General features: G+C 66.2%; 14 protein-coding genes, 1 pseudogene and 1 other annotated feature. All 15 genes and pseudogenes read left to right on the plus strand.

Features of this window, described 5'->3' with window-relative positions; genetic code table 11:
* Positions 1-20 precede the first annotated feature (20 nt).
* A complete protein-coding gene (lysA, locus tag ACQY5K_RS16355) occupies positions 21-1391 on the plus strand; it encodes a diaminopimelate decarboxylase (protein WP_428117445.1) in 1371 nt (456 codons plus the stop codon).
* 81 nt (positions 1392-1472) lie between these two features.
* On the plus strand, positions 1473-2816 hold the full coding sequence (locus tag ACQY5K_RS16360) for a homoserine dehydrogenase (RefSeq protein WP_428117448.1): 1344 nt from the start codon (positions 1473-1475) through the stop codon (positions 2814-2816).
* A gap of 24 nt (positions 2817-2840) precedes the next feature.
* Complete coding sequence (thrC, locus tag ACQY5K_RS16365; RefSeq protein WP_428122739.1) at positions 2841-4241, plus strand: threonine synthase; 1401 nt, start codon at positions 2841-2843, stop codon at positions 4239-4241.
* Between the two features lie 97 nt (positions 4242-4338).
* Positions 4339-4587, plus strand: coding sequence for a hypothetical protein (locus ACQY5K_RS16370; protein WP_428117451.1), 249 nt, complete (start codon positions 4339-4341; stop codon positions 4585-4587).
* A gap of 3 nt (positions 4588-4590) precedes the next feature.
* Positions 4591-5010, plus strand: a complete 420-nt coding sequence (locus tag ACQY5K_RS16375) for a type II toxin-antitoxin system VapC family toxin (protein ID WP_428117453.1) — start codon at positions 4591-4593, stop codon at positions 5008-5010.
* Between the two features lie 600 nt (positions 5011-5610).
* Complete coding sequence (locus ACQY5K_RS16380) at positions 5611-7023, plus strand: hypothetical protein (RefSeq protein WP_428117456.1); 1413 nt, start codon at positions 5611-5613, stop codon at positions 7021-7023.
* Between the two features lie 158 nt (positions 7024-7181).
* Positions 7182-7439 (plus strand): type B 50S ribosomal protein L31, encoded by a 258-nt coding sequence (locus ACQY5K_RS16385; RefSeq protein WP_428117458.1) that lies wholly within the window; start codon positions 7182-7184, stop codon positions 7437-7439.
* A gap of 78 nt (positions 7440-7517) precedes the next feature.
* Positions 7518-8639 carry a hypothetical protein gene (locus tag ACQY5K_RS16390; protein WP_428117461.1) on the plus strand — a complete coding sequence of 374 codons (1122 nt, stop codon included), beginning with the start codon at positions 7518-7520 and terminating at the stop codon, positions 8637-8639.
* Positions 8640-8648: 9 nt separating this feature from the next.
* Positions 8649-9746, plus strand: coding sequence for a peptide chain release factor 1 (gene prfA, locus ACQY5K_RS16395; RefSeq protein ID WP_428117464.1), 1098 nt, complete (start codon positions 8649-8651; stop codon positions 9744-9746).
* Between the two features lie 30 nt (positions 9747-9776).
* Positions 9777-11360 (plus strand): peptide chain release factor N(5)-glutamine methyltransferase, encoded by a 1584-nt coding sequence (gene prmC / locus ACQY5K_RS16400; protein ID WP_428117467.1) that lies wholly within the window; start codon positions 9777-9779, stop codon positions 11358-11360.
* A 120-nt stretch (positions 11361-11480) separates the two neighbouring features.
* Positions 11481-13226: a ribose 5-phosphate isomerase B gene (gene rpiB / locus ACQY5K_RS16405; protein WP_428117469.1), complete on the plus strand. Its 1746-nt coding sequence runs from the start codon at positions 11481-11483 to the stop codon at positions 13224-13226.
* A gap of 374 nt (positions 13227-13600) precedes the next feature.
* Positions 13601-14815: pseudogene (locus ACQY5K_RS16410) on the plus strand (IS3 family transposase); the annotation flags it as partial.
* Positions 13897-14011: a sequence feature (AL1L pseudoknot), on the plus strand. Its footprint overlaps the pseudogene before it by 115 nt.
* A gap of 142 nt (positions 14816-14957) precedes the next feature.
* A complete protein-coding gene (cobS, locus tag ACQY5K_RS16415; protein ID WP_428117472.1) occupies positions 14958-15704 on the plus strand; it encodes an adenosylcobinamide-GDP ribazoletransferase in 747 nt (248 codons plus the stop codon).
* A 38-nt stretch (positions 15705-15742) separates the two neighbouring features.
* Positions 15743-19123: a BPTD_3080 family restriction endonuclease gene (locus tag ACQY5K_RS16420; RefSeq protein ID WP_428117475.1), complete on the plus strand. Its 3381-nt coding sequence runs from the start codon at positions 15743-15745 to the stop codon at positions 19121-19123.
* The gene (locus ACQY5K_RS16425) at positions 19116-19478 is read left to right on the plus strand and encodes a HepT-like ribonuclease domain-containing protein (protein WP_428117477.1); all 363 of its coding nucleotides are present in this window, start codon (positions 19116-19118) and stop codon (positions 19476-19478) included. The genes ACQY5K_RS16420 and ACQY5K_RS16425 overlap by 8 nt, the downstream gene beginning before the upstream one ends.
* Positions 19479-19506 lie beyond the last annotated feature (28 nt).

Raw genomic sequence — 19506 nt, forward strand, 5'->3', positions numbered from 1 at the left:
CAGACCGTGAGGTGGTTGCTGTGAGCTCTGCAACGCCAGGGACGCCCGAGACCGGCAGCGGGGTGCCCGCCGATGATCCGAGCGGTCCGATCCCGTTCCGGCTCCTGCCCGACACCGCCGACGTATCGCCCGAAGGGCACCTCACCATCGGCGGGTGCGACACCGTCGAGCTGGCGGCGGAGTTCGGCACGCCGCTGTTCGTGTACGACGAGGCGCACCTGCGCGCCCGCTGCGCGCAAGCAGTGGCGGCGTTCGATGGGGGAGTGGCCTACGCCGGCAAGGCATTCCTGTGCGCGGCCATGGCCCGCCTGGTGGTCGCCGAAGGCATGCACATAGATGTGGCCAGCATCGGTGAGCTTGAGACCGTGTTGCGGGCCTTCGGCGGCGACAGCGTTGCGTCGCGCGTCGTCATGCACGGCAACAACAAGTCCGCTGCCGAGACCGACCGTGCGCGCCAAACCAGGGTCGGACGCATCGTGGTGGATTCATTCGATGAGCTCGACCTCCTCGACGAATTGCATCGAGCCGACGGACGGGCGCCCAGAGTGCTCTTGCGAGTGACACCGGATGTCCGAGCGGAAACCCACGACTACATCTCGACCGGCCAGGCCGACTCGAAGTTCGGCTTCGGCATCGCGGCAGGTGACGCCGAGGCGGCGGTTGAGCGAGCCTCCGAGGCGTCGTCGGTCGAACTGATCGGCATCCACTGCCACATCGGCAGCCAGGTCTTTCGGGTCGAAAGCCTCGCTCAGGCTCTCGGTGTCGTCGCTCGATTTGCCGCGGAGGCGTTCGAGGGACACTCGCAGCAACTGCGCGAGCTGTCGATCGGCGGCGGTCTCGGCGTGGCGTACGTCGAATCCGAGACCGCGCCCAGCATCAGCGAGTGGGGGAATGCGCTCACTGAACAGTGGCAGAAGCTCTGTGGCCAGTACGGCTTGACGGCCCGATTGACGGCCGAGCCGGGCCGGGCCATCGCTGCGGGCGCAGCGGTGACGCTCTACACGGTGGGCGCTCGAAAGGAAGTGCCGGGCGTGCGCACCTATGCGGCCGTCGATGGCGGCTACGGGGACAACCCGCGGCCGATGCTTTACGGCAGCGACTACACCGCGTTCGCGCCCGCACGAGTCAAAGACCCACGGCCCGACCGGGTGCGGCTCGTGGGCAAGCACTGCGAGTCGGGCGACGTCATCGTGCGCTCGGCGCCGGTGCCCGCGGGACTCGCTGCGGGCGACCTGGTGGCGACGCCCGTGACGGGGGCGTACGGCTATTCGATGGGCGCCCCGTACAACCGCATCGGCCGCCCGGCGGTTGTCTTTGTCGCCGACGGCACAGCGCAGCTGGTGATTCGCCGCGAAACCGTCGACGACATGCTCGCGCTCGACATCGGCTGACAAGCCAGATTTGCTGGTAGCGGCCTTCGAATTGAAATAACACTGCTGGGGCGTTGCCGCAGTGCCGGTACCGTTTCGGCCGTGTCACAGCCCATTTCGACTTCAGGCGCCCAGTCAGCCGCGGGCGCTGACGTGACGCACCGTGTCCGCGTCGGCATTCTGGGCTGCGGCAACGTTGGGGGATCGCTTGCCGCATTGCTGCAGCGCGACGCTGACCATCTGGTGGAGCGCACGTCGCTGCGGTTCGAGGTCACCCGGGTCGCGGTGCGAAACCTCAGTGCGGAACGCATCGTCGAGCTGCCCAGCGGCGTGCTCACTCGCGACAGCGAAGAGCTGGTGACCGCCGACGACGTGGACGTGGTCGTGGAAGCGATGGGCGGCATCGAGCCGGCGCGCCACCTCGTGGCCGCGGCTCTCGACGCAGGCAAGCCCGTCGTGACGGCCAACAAGGAGCTCATCGCGAATGTCGGTGAGGAGCTTTTTGCCGCAGCTGCGGCCAGCGGCGTGGACTTGACGTTCGAGGCGGCCGTAGCGGGCGGGGTCCCGCTTATCGGCGTGCTTCGCAACTCGCTCGTCGGCGAGCGCATCACCCGGGTGATGGGCATCGTGAACGGGACGACCAACTACATCCTCACCCGGATGACCGAGGACGGGGCCGACTACGCGGACGTTCTCGGCGAGGCGCAGCGTCTGGGCTACGCCGAGGCCGATCCGACCGCAGATGTCGAGGGATTCGATGCCGGAGCCAAGGCGGCGATCCTGGCGATGACCGCATTCGGCGCCAAAGTCGTGGCCGGCGACGTCTACGCCGAGGGCATCAGCGGCATCGGCAAGGGTGACATAGCAGCGGCAGCCCGGATGGGCCATGTCATCAAGCTGCTCGCGGTGGCTGAGCGCCAGAACGGCGAGATCGCTGTGCGAGTGCATCCGGCGATGGTGCCCATCGACCATCCGCTGGCCTCGGTGCGTGACGCCTTCAACGCCGTGTTCCTCGAAGGCGAGGCTGTCGAAGATCTCATGCTCTATGGAAGGGGCGCTGGTGGCTTCCCGACCGCCAGCGCCATGCTGGGCGACCTCATCACGGTGTCGCAGAATCTGCGCCGGGGCGTCTGCGATGGCTTCGGCCCGCTGGCCGCGGCGCGACTGCGGCCAATCGACGAGACCCACACCGCGTATCACCTGCAGTTCGACGTCACCGACAAGCCCGGCGTGCTCGCCGCGGTGGCCGGTGTCTTCGGCCAGCACGGGGTGTCAATCCGCTCGGTCGAGCAGACCACTCGGGATGGTGCCACCGACGGCATCGCGCACTTGGAGTTCATTACCCACCGCGCTCGCGAAGCCGACGTGGCTTCCACGCTGCGCGAGGTGCGCAACCTCGACGCCGTGCGTCACATCGGCAATGCGATCCGCGTGATCGGCCAGTAGCCGACGGATTTGACTGGCCTGAGCGTGCGTTACCTCAGCACCCGGGGCGACGCCCCGATCCTGGAATTCGGCGATGTGCTGCTCGAGGGCCTCGCCTCCGACGGCGGGTTGTATGTGCCCGACGGACTGCCGGCGATCAGCGCGAACGATCTGGCTGATTTTGCTGAACTCGAGTATCACGAGGTGGCAGCACGGGTGCTGGCCCCATTTGTGGCACCGTCACTCAGTGTCGATGACCTGGCCGCCCTGACCCTCGACGCGTACTCCACCTTCACCCATCCCGACGTGGTGCCGACCAGCAGGTTGGCCGCGGGAGAACACCTCGTGGAGCTGTACTGGGGACCGACGTTGTCATTCAAGGATGTGGCGCTGCAGCTGCTGGGCCGTCTGTTCGAGCACGAGCTCACCCGGCGCAGCACGACCATGACGATCGTGGGCGCCACCTCAGGAGACACCGGCTCGGCGGCTATCGAGGCGTGTCGCGATCGTGAGGGCATCGAGTTAGTGATGCTGCATCCGGCCGGCCGGGTCACCGAGATCCAGCGGCGCCAGATGACCACGGTGGACAGCCCAAACATCCACAACGTGGCCATCGACGGCACCTTCGACGATTGCCAGGACTTGGTGAAGGCCCTGTTTGCAGACCGACCGTTGCGCGAGCGGATGCGGCTCGGCGCGGTGAACAGCATCAACTGGGCCCGCGTGGCAGCGCAGACCGTCTATTACGTGACCGCCGCGGTGAAGCTGGGCGCACCCGAGCGGGCCGTGTCGTTCTGCGTTCCGACTGGCAATTTCGGCAACGTTCTTGCTGGGGATGTGGCTCGCCGCATGGGCGTGCCGATCGACCGGCTCGTGGTCGCCACGAACCACAACGACATCCTGGCGCGCACCCACCGCACCGGTGACATGTCCATCAGCGAGGTGCAGCCCTCCACGAGCCCGGCCATGGACATCGGAGTGTCGAGCAACTTCGAGCGGCTGCTGTTCGAGTTGGGCGGTCGCCGCGGCGCCGCACTCGCAGCCGACATGGCCCGCTTCCGAGCAGAAGATTCCTTGGTGCTGGCGCCCGAAGTGCTGGCTGGCTTGCGGGCGGGCTTCGATGCCGGCTCCGCGAGCGAGACAGAGGTGGCGGCCACGATTGCTGCCGTCGACGAGGCTGACGGCCGGCTCATCGACCCTCACACGGCGGTCGCACTGACGGTGGCACGCCGCGACGCTCCGCCCGGCGGATGGACCACTCCCATCGCCGTCATGTCCACGGCCCATCCCGCCAAATTCGGCGAGGCCGTAGTCGAAGCCACAGGCCGCCAACCCGAGCTGCCGCCGGCACTCGCCGCCCTTGCCGATCGAGACGAGTACCTCACAGCGCTTCCTAACGACCTCGCCGCCCTCCGCGACTTCGTCACTGCCCGCTGCACCCGCTAAGACGAAGCCGACCCAGCGGCCGTTCCCGGTTTCGGACGGTGACACCGGCAGCACCTCGGTGATCAGCATCAAGATGTTGATGCCATGATGTCATCAGATGCGAACTGTTATCACTCTGCCGGACCAGGTTCATGCTCGGGCGAAGCAGCGTGCGGCCGAACTTGGCATCAGTTTTGCCGAGTTCACGCGGCGCCTCCTTGAGAAGGAGTTGGACGCTCCGGAACCTCAAGGAGATCTCGAGTCGATCTGCGGCATGGTGCAAGGCACGCCCTTCGACATGGTGCGTGACGGCCACAGCATCATCGGGACAGCGGTCGCGGCAGAACTGGCCGAACGCTCTGGTTGAGGTATGGAGTTCAGCTTCGTCGACACCTCGGCCTGGGTCGCTCTGGCGGATAGCGCGGCAGCGTCGCACGGGCGCGTGGCTGATGTGCTGCGGGAGCGTCAGGGCCGCCTGCTGACGACCGATCACGTGCTGCAGGAAACGTGGACTGTCATGCGATACCGACACGATGCCGGGGCTGCCGAGACGTCGGTCAATGCCATCCGAGGCGGCATCGCCCGGGTCGAGGTCTCATTGCTGGCTGACCTCGAGGTAGCAGCCGCGATCGGTGTTGCGTTCGGCGACCAAGACTTCTCGCTATCGGATCGCATCAGCTGGGCGGTGATGGAGCGCCTCGGAATCGGCGAAGCGGTTTCGCTGGATCGCGATTTCCGCATCTACCGGTTCGGTCCCAGACGGCGCCGAGCTCTCGACGTCGTGCCGTGACCTCGCTCCCGGGGTCGGCACCGACGCAAGCGCTGCCTTCTACGAAGAGTTGACTGGGTTGTGATGTCTACGCAGGACTCGGACGGGGCGCGGACGCCGAGCAGGGTTGTCGCAGCCACGGCCTTCGGGGTGCTGGTGGCGGCTGGGGCCATGCTGGTGCTGGCCATCAGCGTCGGACCCGCAAACGGTGATGTCAGTGAAGAGACCACGGAGGAGGCTCCCGTCGAGGACCCCGAAGGATCCAACTTCGAACGGCGTCTCCCGGTCCCACGCGGCGAGTTCACTGCCGTTGAGTCGCTGGAAATCGAAAACTGCGCCCTCTGGATTGACCAATCGGCAGTGTGTTGGCAACAGTCCTTCTGAGTAACTTCAACAAGCGGTTGTCCGACAGATCGTCCGCAACACTCGGTAGCAGTCCCGGGCGGGTGGCGGTAGCGTCAGCGTTGATCGACGGTTCCCCAGTGCAGGGCTCGCTCGGGCGTCACCGGACCGGATCGCTGGGTCGGGCATTGGAGTCCGGCACAGGCAACGCAGTGTCACATCGCGGGCCGGGCGGCGTCGCGAGAGCGGGCCAGAACCTCTGAGGTAGCAATGTCGGAAATGCCGGATCGTGCCTTGCTGGAGTCCAAGGAGCGCGATGAGCTGCTCCAGATCGCCGCTGCGCTCGGGATCGAGGTGGTGCCGCGTGCCCGCAAGAACACGATCATCAGCGCCATCCTTGCGCCGGACGGTGCAAGCAGTACCGGCGCAGATGCGGTGGAGGAGCCGGCCGCAGCCGAATCGGTGGCCGAAGCCGAGACTCCTGTGGTCACCACACGAACCCGCACACCGGCACGGCCGACCGACGCTCGCCCGTCAACCCGAGTTGACTCCGCAGCGGCAGAGCCATCCGCCGAAGAAGTGCCGGGCCCGCCCGAGGCAGACGACAGCGACGCGCAGCCGGGCGATGAGGGACCCGGACCGGACGCACCGGTGGCGGAGGAAGGCAACCGTCGCAGCCGTCGCCGCGGGCGCCCACGTGACGACGGATCGCTTGCCGGCGAGACCGTTCACTGCGATGGTCTGTTGGATCTGCGCGATGAGGGCTACGGCTTCTTGCGCACCAACGGGCCGCTGCCGTCCGCCGACGACGTCTATGTCGCCGCCCGGCAGGTGCGCCAATACGACCTGCGTCGAGGCGACCGCATCACCGGCGTGAGCCGGCCGGCTGCCCGCAGCGAGCGCAATCCTGCACTGCTGCGGCTTGACACGCTCAACGGCGAACCGCCGTCCGACGAGCCGGATCGCCCGCTCTTTGAGGGCCTGACACCCGTGTTGCCGACCGATGCGTTGCTGCTGGCCGAATCGCGCTCTGACAACCCCCTCGCGATTGTCGACGAGCACGCGCCCATCGGACTCGGCAGCCGCGGCTTGCTGGCCGCGACGGGAACACGGTCGGCTTCATCTCTGCTCAGCGCACTTGCGGGTGCCATCGGGGATCGCCATCCTGACGTGCACCTGATCGTCCTGCTGATCGAGGAACGACCCGAAGACGCCACCGAACTGACGCGACGCCTCGAGACCTCCGGAGAGGTCTTGGCCTCCACCTTTGACCGGCCACCTGAAGAGCACCTCGCCACCGCAGAACTCACTCTCGAGCGCACCAAGCGCATGGCCGAGGCCGGCGCAGACGTGGTGATCCTCTTCGACGGTCTGACGCGGCTGGCTCGTGCGTACGCCGCGAGCGGCAACGGGCGGAATCAACCTGGGGACGCACTGGGTGCGGCCATTGCCTCGACGCTGCGGTTCTTCGGCGGGGCACGGAACCTGGAGGAGGCCGGTTCGATCACGATGATCGCCACGGCACGCACTTCGACCGGAAACCCAACGGACGACTTGGTGGCAGCACGCCTTCGCGAAGCTGCCAATGCCGAGATCGCGCTCGCGGACGGCTTCCCGGCAGCAGAAGCGGTCCGTTCTGGAGGCATCGAACTCGACGGCGAGCAGAGCTACAGCCTGGGCGATCATCGCTGATTCGAGTCCCGACCCGTGTGTGATGACCGCCGCCGGGGTCACGGTCATTGCGGCGTGGTTGGAATCATCATGCCGCTGCCGCCACACTGGTCGCTCCTCACAGCTCCAGCACAGCGGCGAGGCACCCCAGCGACCGGCCTGATGCCGCGGAGAACACCATGAAGAGCGACATACACCCCACCTACCGGCCCGTGGTGTTCCGTGACGCAGGCGCCGACTTTGCCTTCCTCACCCAGTCCACGATCGACACGAATGACACGATCGAGTGGACCGACGGGAATACCTACCCGCTGGCCAACGTCGAGCTGTCCAGCGCGAGTCATCCGTTCTTCACCGGACAGATGAAAATCGTCGACACCGCCGGTCGCGTCGAGCGCTTCGAGCGCCGCTACGGCCGTCGCGGCAAGCGCAGCTAGTCCGCGCTGGCTGACCCGCAGCAACGTCACCGATTCGGCATTCGCGCCGATCGGCTCACCCAGTGCAGGGCACCAGTCGTGGCACTTGATTCAGACCGCATTCACGCACTGCACGCGGCGAAACTGCGGGCGCTCTCGCGTGCGGTGCTCGATGTCGAGCTTGCTGATGTCGCTGGCACCGACGACGGGGCACTTGCTGTCGCCGAGGGGCCGAATTCGAGTGTGGTGTGCCTCGCTCAGGAGCGTCCCGAGCGCGCACTCGGCGGGGCCCTCGCTTTGGCACTGCGGTCGCGCCGTGCAGCCGTGCATGTCTTCGCCGATGAGTGCAGCGACGTGCTGGCACGACGAGCGATGTGCTTCTTGGCGCCGCCGATCATCTGGCAGATCGATGGGGCGTCGGCCACAGTTGCTGCGCCGGCGCTGCGGCCCGTCGAGCCCGCGCCGCCGCGTGTGCCCGAACTCGTGGCCGTGCTGAGTGCCGCTGGTGTCGATGTCGCGGTCGAGCACGGCGTGATCACCGGAGAGGTGGAAGGCCTCGAAGTGGCGCGCATCGTTGCTGACGCCGTTGCCGACGCTGCGCTCGTCGCCGAATTGCAGGAGTCGTCCGATGCAGGTGCCGAATCCGATGAGCCGCCGGCTGTATCCCGAGAGCAGGGATCGGCGTGGAAGATCGAAGTGGGGGTGGGCGCGCATGACCGAGAGGCCTTCTCGATGCTGCACGCTCACGAGCCCACGCCTGAGGCCGTCGCACGCGTCGCCGGAGTCGTTCGTGCTCATCGCGCGCCGGGCGCATCGCCGCATCCGTTGAACCGGCTCGCGTCGGCTCGCTGGCTTCGCGCGCTCCTGCTTCGCCAGCCTGAACTCGTCGGTGCACGGCACCTGGGTCCGGCGTCGCCGCCGGTGCCGCGCGGCGGTCCCAAAGATCCGTCCCCGGCAGTTGCCTACGGCGTGCGAGCCGACGGCAGCCGCGTGGTCGTGGTCGCGTCAGTCGGCATCGACGTGAACCTTGTGCCGTTCGGTGCCGACGCCCGGGCATTCCTCGACCCTGATGCCGACCTCGTCCTGGCACTTCCCGAACGTGATGCGCACGACGTCATCTCTGCAATGGCCGCGCTGCTCGAGCGGCCGGCTGAGATCGCCCCGATCGACAATGGATGGCGCACCGGCGCAGCCGGCAGCCGTGCCGCCGAGCGCAGTTAGCCTGAGCGCGTGGCGGCCTCCCTCGACTTCCTGGGGCTCGAATCACTGGAAGCCGAGCGGGCAGAACTTGAGCGACGCCTCGGCGAAGGCATCGCGGGCGGAGATCGCGCGCTGTTCGCCGATCTCGGGCGTCGCCTTGCGCGCCTCGGCGAGATCATCGACGTCGCCCACGCCGTTCAGAGTGCGTACGACGATGCCGAAGCGGCACGCGAGCTCCTCGATGCCAGTGCCGGCGACGAAGCCGAGGAAGTTGCAACGATGCTGGCGACTGCATCGCAGCGGGCGGCTGAGCTGGAAGAGCAATTGAAGCTGCTTCTGCTGCCGACCGATCCCAACGATGCGCGCGACGTCATCGTCGAGATCCAGGGCGCGGAAGGCGGCGAAGAGGCGAACATCTGGGCACGTGACCTTTTCGAGATGTACAGGGCGTACGTGTCCGCACACTCCGGGTGGGCCTTCGAGCTTCTCGGCAGCCAGGACAGCGACATGGGCGGGTTCACCAATGTGACATTCGCGGTGCGCGGCCCCGGCGTGTGGAGAGCTCTCAAGTTCGAGGGCGGTCCGCACCGGGTCCAGCGGGTGCCGGTCACCGAGTCGCAGGGCCGGGTCCATACGTCGTCTGCCACCGTCAGCGTGCTGCCCGAGGCCGAGGATGTGGACGTGGAAATCGACCAGTCGGATCTGGTGATCGACACGTTTCGCTCGTCAGGTCCCGGGGGTCAGTCAGTCAACACCACGGACTCGGCTGTGCGCATCACCCACACGCCCACCGGCCTCGTCGTCTCGATGCAGGACGAGAAGAGCCAGATCCAGAACCGGGCCAAGGCGATGCGGGTACTGCGGTCTCGCTTATTGCAGCTCCAGCAAGAGGCACAGGCGGCGGACCAGGCGGCGCATAAGCGCGACCAGGTCAAAGGCGGAGGGCGTTCGGAGAAGATCCGCACCTACAACTACAAGGAGAGCCGGGTCACTGATCATCGCATCGGCCTGACGATGTACAAGCTCGATCGTGTGCTGGCCGGCGAGTTGGACGAGTTCATTGAAGCTCTCCAGCTCTCCGAACGCGAGGAACTCCTCGCTGCGAGTACGGGGGGCGCCGGGGCCTGACGCCGCGGCCGCAAATCGGAGCACCCCTCGATGCCGGACGACGAAGAGGCGCTGACGCTGGGGCAGCTGTACGCGAGCGTGCGCTCGAGGCTGGTGGACGCCGGTGTGCCCGAACCGGACTCGAGCGCCCGCCACATTGCTGCGACCGCTGCGGGTTGCGGAGCTGCGGACGTCGTTGCGGCGCCGAGGACTCCGATGACGGTGCGCATGGTCGCGCACGCCGATGCGATGGCGGCCCGGCGGAAAGCTGGCGAGCCGTTGCAGTACGTACTGGGCAGATGGGGTTTCCGCAAGCTCGATCTGGCGACCGATCGTCGGGCACTGATCCCTCGTCCCGAGACCGAAACCGTCGCTGGCATCGCCGTCGAATGGCTGGCAGCGCAGGTGCGCAGCGGGCGATTGCGAACGCCCATCGTCGCTGACCTGGGAACCGGTTGTGGCGCCATCGCTCTGTCGGTCGCGTACGAAGTTCCCGGCGCCCGCGTCTTCGCGACCGACAGCTCGCCCGATGCGCTCGCGCTGACGGGGGAGAACATGGCTGGCGTGGGCTGGGCTGCTGCACGGGTCTCGCTGCACCACGGCGACTGGTTCGACGCGCTGGTCGACGTTCCGGCGCCCACTTCGGTATCCCCCGCTCTCAGCGGAGCGCTTGCGGGCCATTCCGACGGCACCGAACCTCCGAGCCCGTCGGGCAGCCAGGAACTACGCGAACGGCTCGATGTCATCGTCGCCAATCCGCCATATGTCGCCGACGACGAGGAATTGCCCGACGAAGTCGCCGACTGGGAGCCGCACGACGCTCTGTACGCGGGCGTCGATGGGCTGGCGGATTTGCGCAGGATCCTTCATGAGGCGAGAGGATGGCTCGCGCCCGGCGGGCTGCTGGTGCTTGAGTGCGCTCCGCACCAGGCAGCTGACCTTGCAGCGGCGGCCGATGCCCGCGGCTACGAGGCCGTGCGCATCGAGCGGGATCTCGCAGGCCGTGACCGAGCGCTCGTCGCGCAGCGACCCCTCGACGAACCGGGGTCGGCAGTGATCGACACGGCGATGTCGTCATTGCGAAACGGCGGTTTTGTCGTGGCACCCACGGACACCCTCTGCGGCGTCCTGGCCCGCTACGCCAACAGCGAGGCCGTGGCCGCTGTGTGTTCCGCCAAGGAGCGACCGCCGACCGAGCCGATGCCGATCCTGGTGTCGGGCCTCACGCAGGCTGGCGACCTTGTCGAGTTGTCTCGTGGCGCGCGCCGCCTGGCCAGCCGGCACTGGCCCGGCGGCCTTACCTTGGTGGCACAGCGCCGCGGAGGGCCCGATCCGCTCCACGGCCTCTCCACACTGGGCGTGCGAGCGCCGGCACTTGGCTGGCTGCGCTGGCTCATCGACGAGACCGGGCCGCTCACCGGAACCAGCGCCAACCGGCACGGCGCGGCCACACCCGCCGATGCCCAGCAAGCGGCGGAGAGCCTCGCTGTGGCGCCGGCGGCAGTTATCGCGGGTCACGCCGCGGGAGGAACCGCCTCGACGGTGGTCGACGTGACGGGAGCTGAGCCCGTCGTCTTGCGTGAGGGAGCAGTTCCCGCCGAGCTGCTGACGCTTGCCGTCGAAGCAGAACACTGAGTTGTCGAACGACTGGGCTGTCGAACGACAGGTCGACATCGCCGTCTTGGGACTCAAGAAGTCGGCGCAGACCCCCCAACCCGCCGTCTGTAAAGGTGGAGTCGATGAGAGACTGACGCCGTGAAAATTGACGCGCCCGCGACCATCGCTGTCGCTGCTGACCATGCCGGTTGGGAATTGAAGGATCGCCTCGCAGAGCATCTGCGCGCGAACGGTTACGAAGTGATCGATCTGGGCACCAACGGTCCAGAATCGGTCGACTATCCCGACTTCGGGGAAGCGGTCGGTTCTGCTGTCGCCGCGGGGACCGCTGCGCTCGGTGTCGCTGTGTGCGGCAGCGGCCTCGGGATCGCAATGGCGGCCGGCAAGGTCGCGGGCATCCGCGCCGCCACTGTGTACGACGAGACCTCAGCGAGGCTGGCGCGCAAGCACAACGACGCCAACGTCATCTGCCTCGGGGCGCGCCTCATCGAGCCCGAACGCGCCAGCGCCGCGGTGGATGCGTTTCTCGGGGCGTCCTTCGAAGGCGGGCGCCATGTGCCACGAGTTCACAAGATCGGAGCGATCGCCGAGCGGGGCGACGGTACGGCTCGCCGTATTGGCCCGACCCATCCGCGCTCGACGACTTGGGCTCCCAAGAACGATCCTGACATCGACGCCGTCCTGAGCGCCGAGCTTGAGCGCCAGATGACGACGGTGCAGCTCATCGCGTCAGAGAATTTCGCCTCGCCGGCGGTCATGGCCGCGACCGGCAGCGTGCTCACCAACAAGTACAGCGAGGGCTACCCCCGCCGCCGTTACTACGGCGGCAACGTGAACGCGGACACCTCCGAGCAGCTCGCCATCGACCGCGTGAAGGCGCTCTTCGGTGCCGAGCACGCAAACGTGCAGCCGCACTCAGGATCACAGGCCAACGCTGCGGTGTACCTGGCGCTGCTCGACACCGGCGACACGGTGATGGGCATGAGCCTTGACCAGGGCGGTCACCTGACGCACGGCTCGCCCGTGAACGCCAGCGGTCGCCTGTACAACTTCGTCAGCTACGGCCTCACCCACAGCGACGAGCGGATCGACTACGAAGCGATGGCCGACCTGGCCCGTGAGCATCGTCCCAAGCTGATCGTGGCGGGCGCCACGGCCTATCCCCGTCGTATCGACCCGGTGCCGTTTCGCGAGGTCTGCGACGAGATCGGCGCAGTGTTCATGTTCGACGCCGCGCACATCGCCGGGCTGATCGTGGGCGGCGTGCACATCAACCCGGTGCCGTATGCGGACATCGTCACCTTCACCACGCACAAGACCATGCGCGGCCCACGTGGCGGAACGATTCTGTGCACTCAGGAATACGCCAAGCGCATCGACTCGGCAGTGTTCCCGGGCAGCCAAGGCGGTCCGCTCGACCACGCGGTCGCGGCCAAGGCAGTCGGCTTTGCCGAGGCCGCGCGCCCGGAGTTCGCCCACTATCAGGCCCGAATCGTCTCCAACGCAGCAGCGCTCGCTGACGCGCTCGGCAGCCACGGCTTCCGGCTGGTCTCCGGTGGTACCGACAACCACTTGCTGCTCATCGACCTGCGCACCTTCGACGCCGACCTGACCGGCAAGGTGGCGCAAGAAGCTCTCGACGCAGCGGGCATCACGCTGAACCGCAACTCGATACCCGACGATCCCCGTTCGCCGTTCGTGACCAGCGGCCTGCGGATGGGCACCCCATCGGTCACCACCCAAGGCATGGGACCGGCCGAGATGGCCAAGATCGCCGAGTTCACAGCACGGGTTCTGCGAGCCCCAGACGACGAGGACGTCATCGCCCAGGTGCGCGCTGAAGTCGCCGAACTCTGCGCCGCCTTCCCCCCGTACGACCGCTGAGCACTGACGTCTTCTGAAGCTCGGGCTATTCAAGGCCGACCGAGAAGGCCTACTGGGCATATATCGCTATTTCTTGGCCACCTTCGGCACCCAAAACTGCTGGTCAGGGGCAGTTTTGGCTGTACCTGAAACGTTCGTATCGTACACAGCCCGAAGTGCTCGGTCAAGCCGCTTTCTGAGGTGGTTCTCCTGTGGGGTGCTGCTGGGATGCTTCGGTGTCGCTGCTGCGGTCTTGTTGGGCCTGCCGGTGTGCTCGGGCGTTGGCGTGGGCTTTGTTGTCGAGTTCGATGGTGCGCAGCAGGGACGCGACAGATGAGCGGTGATTCGCCCTGGGTTTTGCGCAGGCTCCAGAGATTGGAGCAAGCATGGGAGCCATGAGCACAGAAGCGAGGGCGGCGGCGTCGCGGCGGTATTCGCCTGAGCAGAAGCAGCACGCGGTGAGGATGGTGCTGGCGTTGCGCTAGGAGCTGGGCGCTTCGGCGGGCACGATCACCAGGGTGGCCCGGCAGCTGGGCTATGGCGTGGAGTCGGTGCGCAAGTGGGTGGCCCGGGCCGAGATCGACGCGGGTGCCCGTGTGGGGCTGACCTCGGCTGAGAGCGAGGATCTGCGGCGGTTGCGTCAGGAGAACCGTGAGCTGCGTCGGGCGAATGAGATCTTGCAGCGGGCGGCGACTTTTTTCGGGTAAGGGGCTCGACCGCCGACAGCGATGACCGTCGAGTTCGTCGACGCGAATCGTGCCGAGTTCGGAGTCGAGCCCGTCTGCGCCGCGTTGCAGGTGGCTCCGTCCACGTATTGGTCCGCGAAGCGCCGCCCGCCGTTTGAGCGGTCGAAGCGCGACGCCGCGATGATGCCGCTGCTGTTGGCGCTGTGGCAGGCGAACTATTCGGTGTACGGGGCGCGCAAGCTGTGGATCGCGGCCCGCCGCGCCGGGCACGACATCGGCCGCGGCCAAGTCGCCCGCCTCATGGGGCGGCTGGGTATCCGGGGCGTCAAGCGGACAAAGAAGGTGCGCACCACCCGGCCGGACCCCGAAGCGGCCCGCCCACCCGACCTCGTCGAGCGGGACTTCACCGCCGATGCCCCGAACCGGCTGTGGGTCGCCGATCTGGCCCACGTCGCCACCTGGTCCGGCGTCGCCTATGTGTGCTTCATCACCGACGCCCACAGCCGCCGCATCGTGGGCTGGCGGGCCGCGCCGAACATGGGCACCCAGATGGTGCTCGACGCATTGGAGATGGCCCGCTGGAGCCGCGGCGTCCGCCTCGAAGGGCTCGTCGCTCACGCCGATGCCGGCGCCCAGTTCACCAGCATCCGATACGGCGAGCGCCTCGACGAGATCGGCGCTGTCCCCTCGATCGGATCGGTCGGGGACTCATATGACAACGCCCTGGCCGAGGCCGTGAACGCGCTCTACAAGACCGAGCTGATCCGCGGCCCCGCACAAGGCCCGTGGCGCACGATCGACGACGTCGAGCTCGCCACCCTGGGCTGGATGCACTGGTGGAACACCGGCCGCATCCACCGCTACCTCGACGACCTCAGCCCCGACCAATTCGAAGCCGCGTACGCTGCCCGAAACACCGACCACCACAGGACAGAAAACCAAAACAACCAGCCTGCGCAAAACCCAGGGCGAATCAGATGTGGCGACCTTTGCAGAGTGGGGTCTGGCGTGAGCTTGCGAAGCGTCTTGGAGTCAGGGTGAGCTTGCGAAGCGTCTTGGAGTCAGGGTGAGCTTGCGCTATGCGTGGGCGTTCCTGACCCGGCTTCCGGGTGGCGCGCATCCGCCGACCGAGCGCGACCTGGGCCGCAGCGTCCCATGGTTCCCACTGGTCGGAGCCGTCGTCGGCGCTTTGAGCGGCGGTGTGTTCTGGGCTGTCTGGCAGCCGCTCGGTGCCCCGCTTGCAGCAATCCTGGCGATTGCTGCGGCAGCGCTCATCACTGGTGCATTTCACGAGGACGGCTTGGCTGACACGGCAGATGCGCTCGGCGGGACGACGCCGGAGCGGCGGCGCGAGATCATGAAGGACTCCCGCTTGGGGACCTTCGGCACGCTGGCGCTGGTGCTGGTGACATTGATGCAGATCTTCGCGGTCATGCCGCTGCCATCGCGCGATGCGGTGATTGCACTCGCCCTTGCCCATGGCATCGGTCGTGCTCTGGCCGTCACGGCGATGGCCTCGGTTCCCGCCGCCGCGGGCACGGGTCTGGGCCACACCTACACCACGCATCTGCGCGGAGCACCGTGCGCCATCTCGTTGCTGGCCAGCTACGGCGTCGCCTTCGCTCTCGGCCCTGTGGGCGTGTTCGCTGTAGGTGCTGCGACCGGCGGGGCACTGCTCGTCGGACTGATTGCCTACCGCAGGTTTGGCGGCATCACCGGCGATGCCCTAGGCGCGATCACTCAGATCAGCCAGACGGCCGCGCTGGTGGCGGTGTCGAGGCTCCTCGACGATTTCGGCTGGTTCTGGCGATAGCACTGCCTCGAGCACCGCGCGCGTAGCGTGACTGCCACATGCCGGACTTCTACGAGCAGCCGATCCTCAACTCGCCGTACGAGGTGCCCACGAGCCATTGGCACCTTGACGACGAACGCCAGCCCACAGGCGATGTGCTGGAAGGCCGTCGGCCCGCCTCGTTCATTTCCCCGATACCCGCCCCGCGCAAGCGTGGAACGAAGGGAGCCAAGGCGGACAAATCGACACAGCAGGCTTTGGTGTTCGACGAGCAAGCGGAATCCCTAGCTGACGACGGCCAGCAGTACGACCTGTCGGAACTCATCAACACAATCCGCGGTGAGGTCGCCAAGTGGCGGACGGAACCCGAGGAGCGACGTTGGCATGTCACCGCGGAGACAGCACGGCTTCTCAAGCACTGGCGGCACTTCGAATTTCCTGGCATCCGGCCGTTCTTCTGCCAAGTGGAAGCGGTCGAGACGGTTATCTGGCTCGCCGAGGTCGCTCCGAACACGGCTGTGGGACGTCGCCTACGCGACCGGATCGCGGCTGCGAGCGAGCAGGCCAATCCTGGCGTTGCTCGGCTTGCGCTGAAGATGGCGACCGGCTCGGGCAAGACGACGGTGATGGCCATGCTCATCGCTTGGCAGACCATCAACGCCGTGCGGCGCCCCCAAAGCCAGAGATTTACCCGCGGCTTCCTCGTGGTCACCCCCGGCATTCCCATCCGGGACCGGCTCCGCGTACTGCAGCCCAATGACCCTGACAGCTACTACCGCAGCCGTGATCTGGTCCCAGCCGACATGGCGAGCGAATTGGGCAAGGCGAGGATCGTCATTACGAACTATCACGCCTTCATGCGGCGCGAGACGATGAGTCTTGCGAAGGGCAGCCGGGCGCTGCTGCAAGGCCATGGACCTGAGATCGACTCACGCGAGACCGAAGGTCAGATGCTCCAACGGGTGATGCCCGAGTTGATGGGTACCAAGGGTGTGATGGTGCTGAACGACGAGGCGCACCACTGCTACCGGGAGAAGCCGGGCTCGGCCGACGAGTCAGATGAAGCCGACTTGACGGGCGATGCCCGCAAAGAAGCCGAAGACAATGCTGAGGCCGCCCGCGTCTGGATGACCGGCATCGAGGCTGTGCAGCGCAGGCTGGGGCTGAAGCGGGTGATCGACCTATCAGCGACGCCGTTCTTTCTCAGCGGCTCGGGCTACGCCGAGGGCACTCTGTTCGGCTGGGTTGCCAGCGATTTCTCGCTGTTGGACGCCATTGAGTGCGGCATCGTCAAGCTGCCGAGAGTGCCTGTGGCCGACAACATCCCGGGCAACGTGATGCCCACCTATCGCGAGCTATGGAAGCACATCGGCAAGAAGATGCCCAAGAAGGGCTTGAAGGCTGTCGGGAAGCTCGATCCTGAGGCGGCGTTGCCAGTTGAGCTGAAGTCTGCCCTGGAAGCGCTGTACGGACACTACGAGCAGGTATTCGAGCAGTGGGCGGCACATGACGACATCGAGGTCCCGCCGTGCTTCATCGTGGTGTGCAACAACACGGCCACGTCGAAAGTTGTCTATGACTACATCTCCGGTTACCGCCGCGCGCTGCCAGACGGCACGGGTTCATTCCACAACGGTCGGCTGGAGCTGTTCCGCAACTTTGACGCTCAGGGCAATGCGCTCGCTCGGCCCCGAACCCTGCTGATCGACAGCCGGCAGCTCGAATCAGGCGATGCCCTCGACCCGAACTTCCGCGAGGCGGCGTCGGACGAGATCGAGCGATTCCGGCGCGAGATCATCGAACGCGGCGGCAACAGCGGGGAGGCACAAAACCTCAGCGATCAAGACCTGCTCCGCGAGGTGATGAACACGGTCGGGAAGCCGGGCCGTCTTGGTGGCGACACCAGGTGCGTGGTGTCCGTGGCGATGCTGACAGAGGGGTGGGATGCCAACACCGTCACGCATGTCTTGGGCGTGAGGGCTTTCGGCACGCAGCTCCTGTGCGAGCAGGTGGTGGGCCGTGCCCTGCGCCGCCAGTCGTACGACCTCAACGAGCACGGTCTGTTCGAAACCGAATACGCCGACGTCTTCGGTGTGCCATTCGACTTCACCGCCGAGCCCGTCGTGGTGAAACCCAAGCCGCCCAAGTCGACGGTCCAAGTACACGCCGTGCGCCCAGAGCGAAATGGTTGCGAGATCCGCTTCCCGCGGGTCGCCGGCTACCGGGTCGAGCTGCCCGACGATCGGCTGGACGCGCACTTCACCGACGACTCGACGTTGCGGCTGACCCCTGAGCTGGTCGGTCCGACGCGCACGCGCAACGAAGGGATCATCGGCGAGGGCATCAACCTCGACCTCGCCGACACCGGTGGCACGCGTCGCTCCACGGTTGTCTATTACCTCACCCGGTACCTGCTTCACACCAAGTGGTGCGACCACGACGGGCAGCCCCGGCTGCATCTCTTCGGGCAGCTCAAGCGCATCACCGAGCGCTGGCTCGACGAGCACTGTGTGTGTGAGGGCGGCACATCGCTTGGCCATCTGCTCTACCTCACGCTTGCTGACCAAGCGTGCGAGCGCATCACCACAGCCATTGTCGAAGCCGAGCGGGCTGTTGGCGGCAACGTGACGGCGGTGCTGGACTCGTTCTCGCCCGTGGGAACTACCCGCGATGTCAGCTTCACCACCTCCAAGCAGTTGAGGTGGCGCACGCGCGCTGATCGCTGTCACGTCAACTGGGCAGTGTGCGACAGCGAATGGGAGCGCGAATTCTGCGTCGTCGTCGAGGCCAATCCCCATGTCTGGGCATATGTCAAGAACGCCGGCATGGGCTTCGAGGTACCGTATCGGACGGGGGGTGAGAACCGCATTTACGTGCCCGACTTTGTGCTCCTAGTGGACGACGGTCGCGGCCGCGACGACCCGTTGCATCTCGTGGTTGAAATCAAGGGCTTCCGCCGTGAGGACGCCAAGGACAAAGCCAGCACCATGCGCACCTACTGGGTACCGGGTGTCAATCACCTCGGCGGCTACGGCCGCTGGCAGTTTGTAGAGTTCAGAAACAACTGGGAGTTCAGGAAAGACCTCGAGACCGCCATTTCCCAGGCCCGCCGCCAAGCGCAGGCTTTTCGCTCAGGTGATCCAGTACTTGACAACCGTGACTCTGTCTTGGCTGCGCTGCGTGAACTCAAGCCGCAGCTCCAGCGAGAGTTTGGTGTCTCGAGTCTCAAGCTGTTCGGATCTTATGCTCGAGACGAAGCGCAGCTCACCAGCGACATTGATCTCATTGTCGAGTATGACCCCGAGCCTGTTGGGTGGGACCATTTCGGGGCCGAGGTATACCTTGAGGACACCTTGGGCCGCAGCGTTGACATGGCAGTCGAGAAGAACTTGCGTGACCATGTACGGCCGAATGCAGAGCGGGATGCCATAGATGTTTAACTGCACGCAACCCGAGGAATGGCTACCGCATATGCGTCACATGCTTGACGCGGGTGAGGCTGCTCTCGAACACGTAGGCGACTTGACGAGAGACGAGTTCATTGCAGACGCGAAGAGCTTCGATGCGGCAATCCGGCAGATCACAATCATCGGAGAAGCCGCTAACCGACTCCCTCCACATGTGCGCGACGAAGTCACTGATATTCCGTGGACTAAGATTCGCGGTGCGCGCAATGTCCTGATACATCAATACGATGATGTGATCCCGGAAACAGTATGGAGCACGGCGAGCGACTCCGTGCCGCAGCTAGTGTCGGTGCTGAAGCGAATTCTGTCGCAGCATGAGGGACGTTGACCATTGGCACGCACAAAGAAGCCAAAAG

Origin of the sequence: Candidatus Poriferisodalis sp. (genome assembly GCF_965262965.1) — a bacterium.
In the GTDB taxonomy this organism is placed as follows: domain Bacteria; phylum Actinomycetota; class Acidimicrobiia; order Acidimicrobiales; family Poriferisodalaceae; genus Poriferisodalis.

Excerpts from the sequence above, each read along its gene's own strand:
- ACQY5K_RS16370 (WP_428117451.1), top strand. The coding sequence starts at position 4,339 with ATGCGAACTGTTATCACTCTGCCGGACCAGGTTCATGCTCGGGCGAAG.
- ACQY5K_RS16375 (WP_428117453.1), top strand. The coding sequence starts at position 4,591 with ATGGAGTTCAGCTTCGTCGACACCTCGGCCTGGGTCGCTCTGGCGGAT.
- ACQY5K_RS16380 (WP_428117456.1), top strand. The coding sequence starts at position 5,611 with ATGCCGGATCGTGCCTTGCTGGAGTCCAAGGAGCGCGATGAGCTGCTC.
- ACQY5K_RS16385 (WP_428117458.1), top strand. The coding sequence starts at position 7,182 with ATGAAGAGCGACATACACCCCACCTACCGGCCCGTGGTGTTCCGTGAC.
- prmC (WP_428117467.1), top strand. The coding sequence starts at position 9,777 with ATGCCGGACGACGAAGAGGCGCTGACGCTGGGGCAGCTGTACGCGAGC.
- ACQY5K_RS16420 (WP_428117475.1), top strand. The coding sequence starts at position 15,743 with ATGCCGGACTTCTACGAGCAGCCGATCCTCAACTCGCCGTACGAGGTG.
- ACQY5K_RS16425 (WP_428117477.1), top strand. The coding sequence starts at position 19,116 with ATGTTTAACTGCACGCAACCCGAGGAATGGCTACCGCATATGCGTCAC.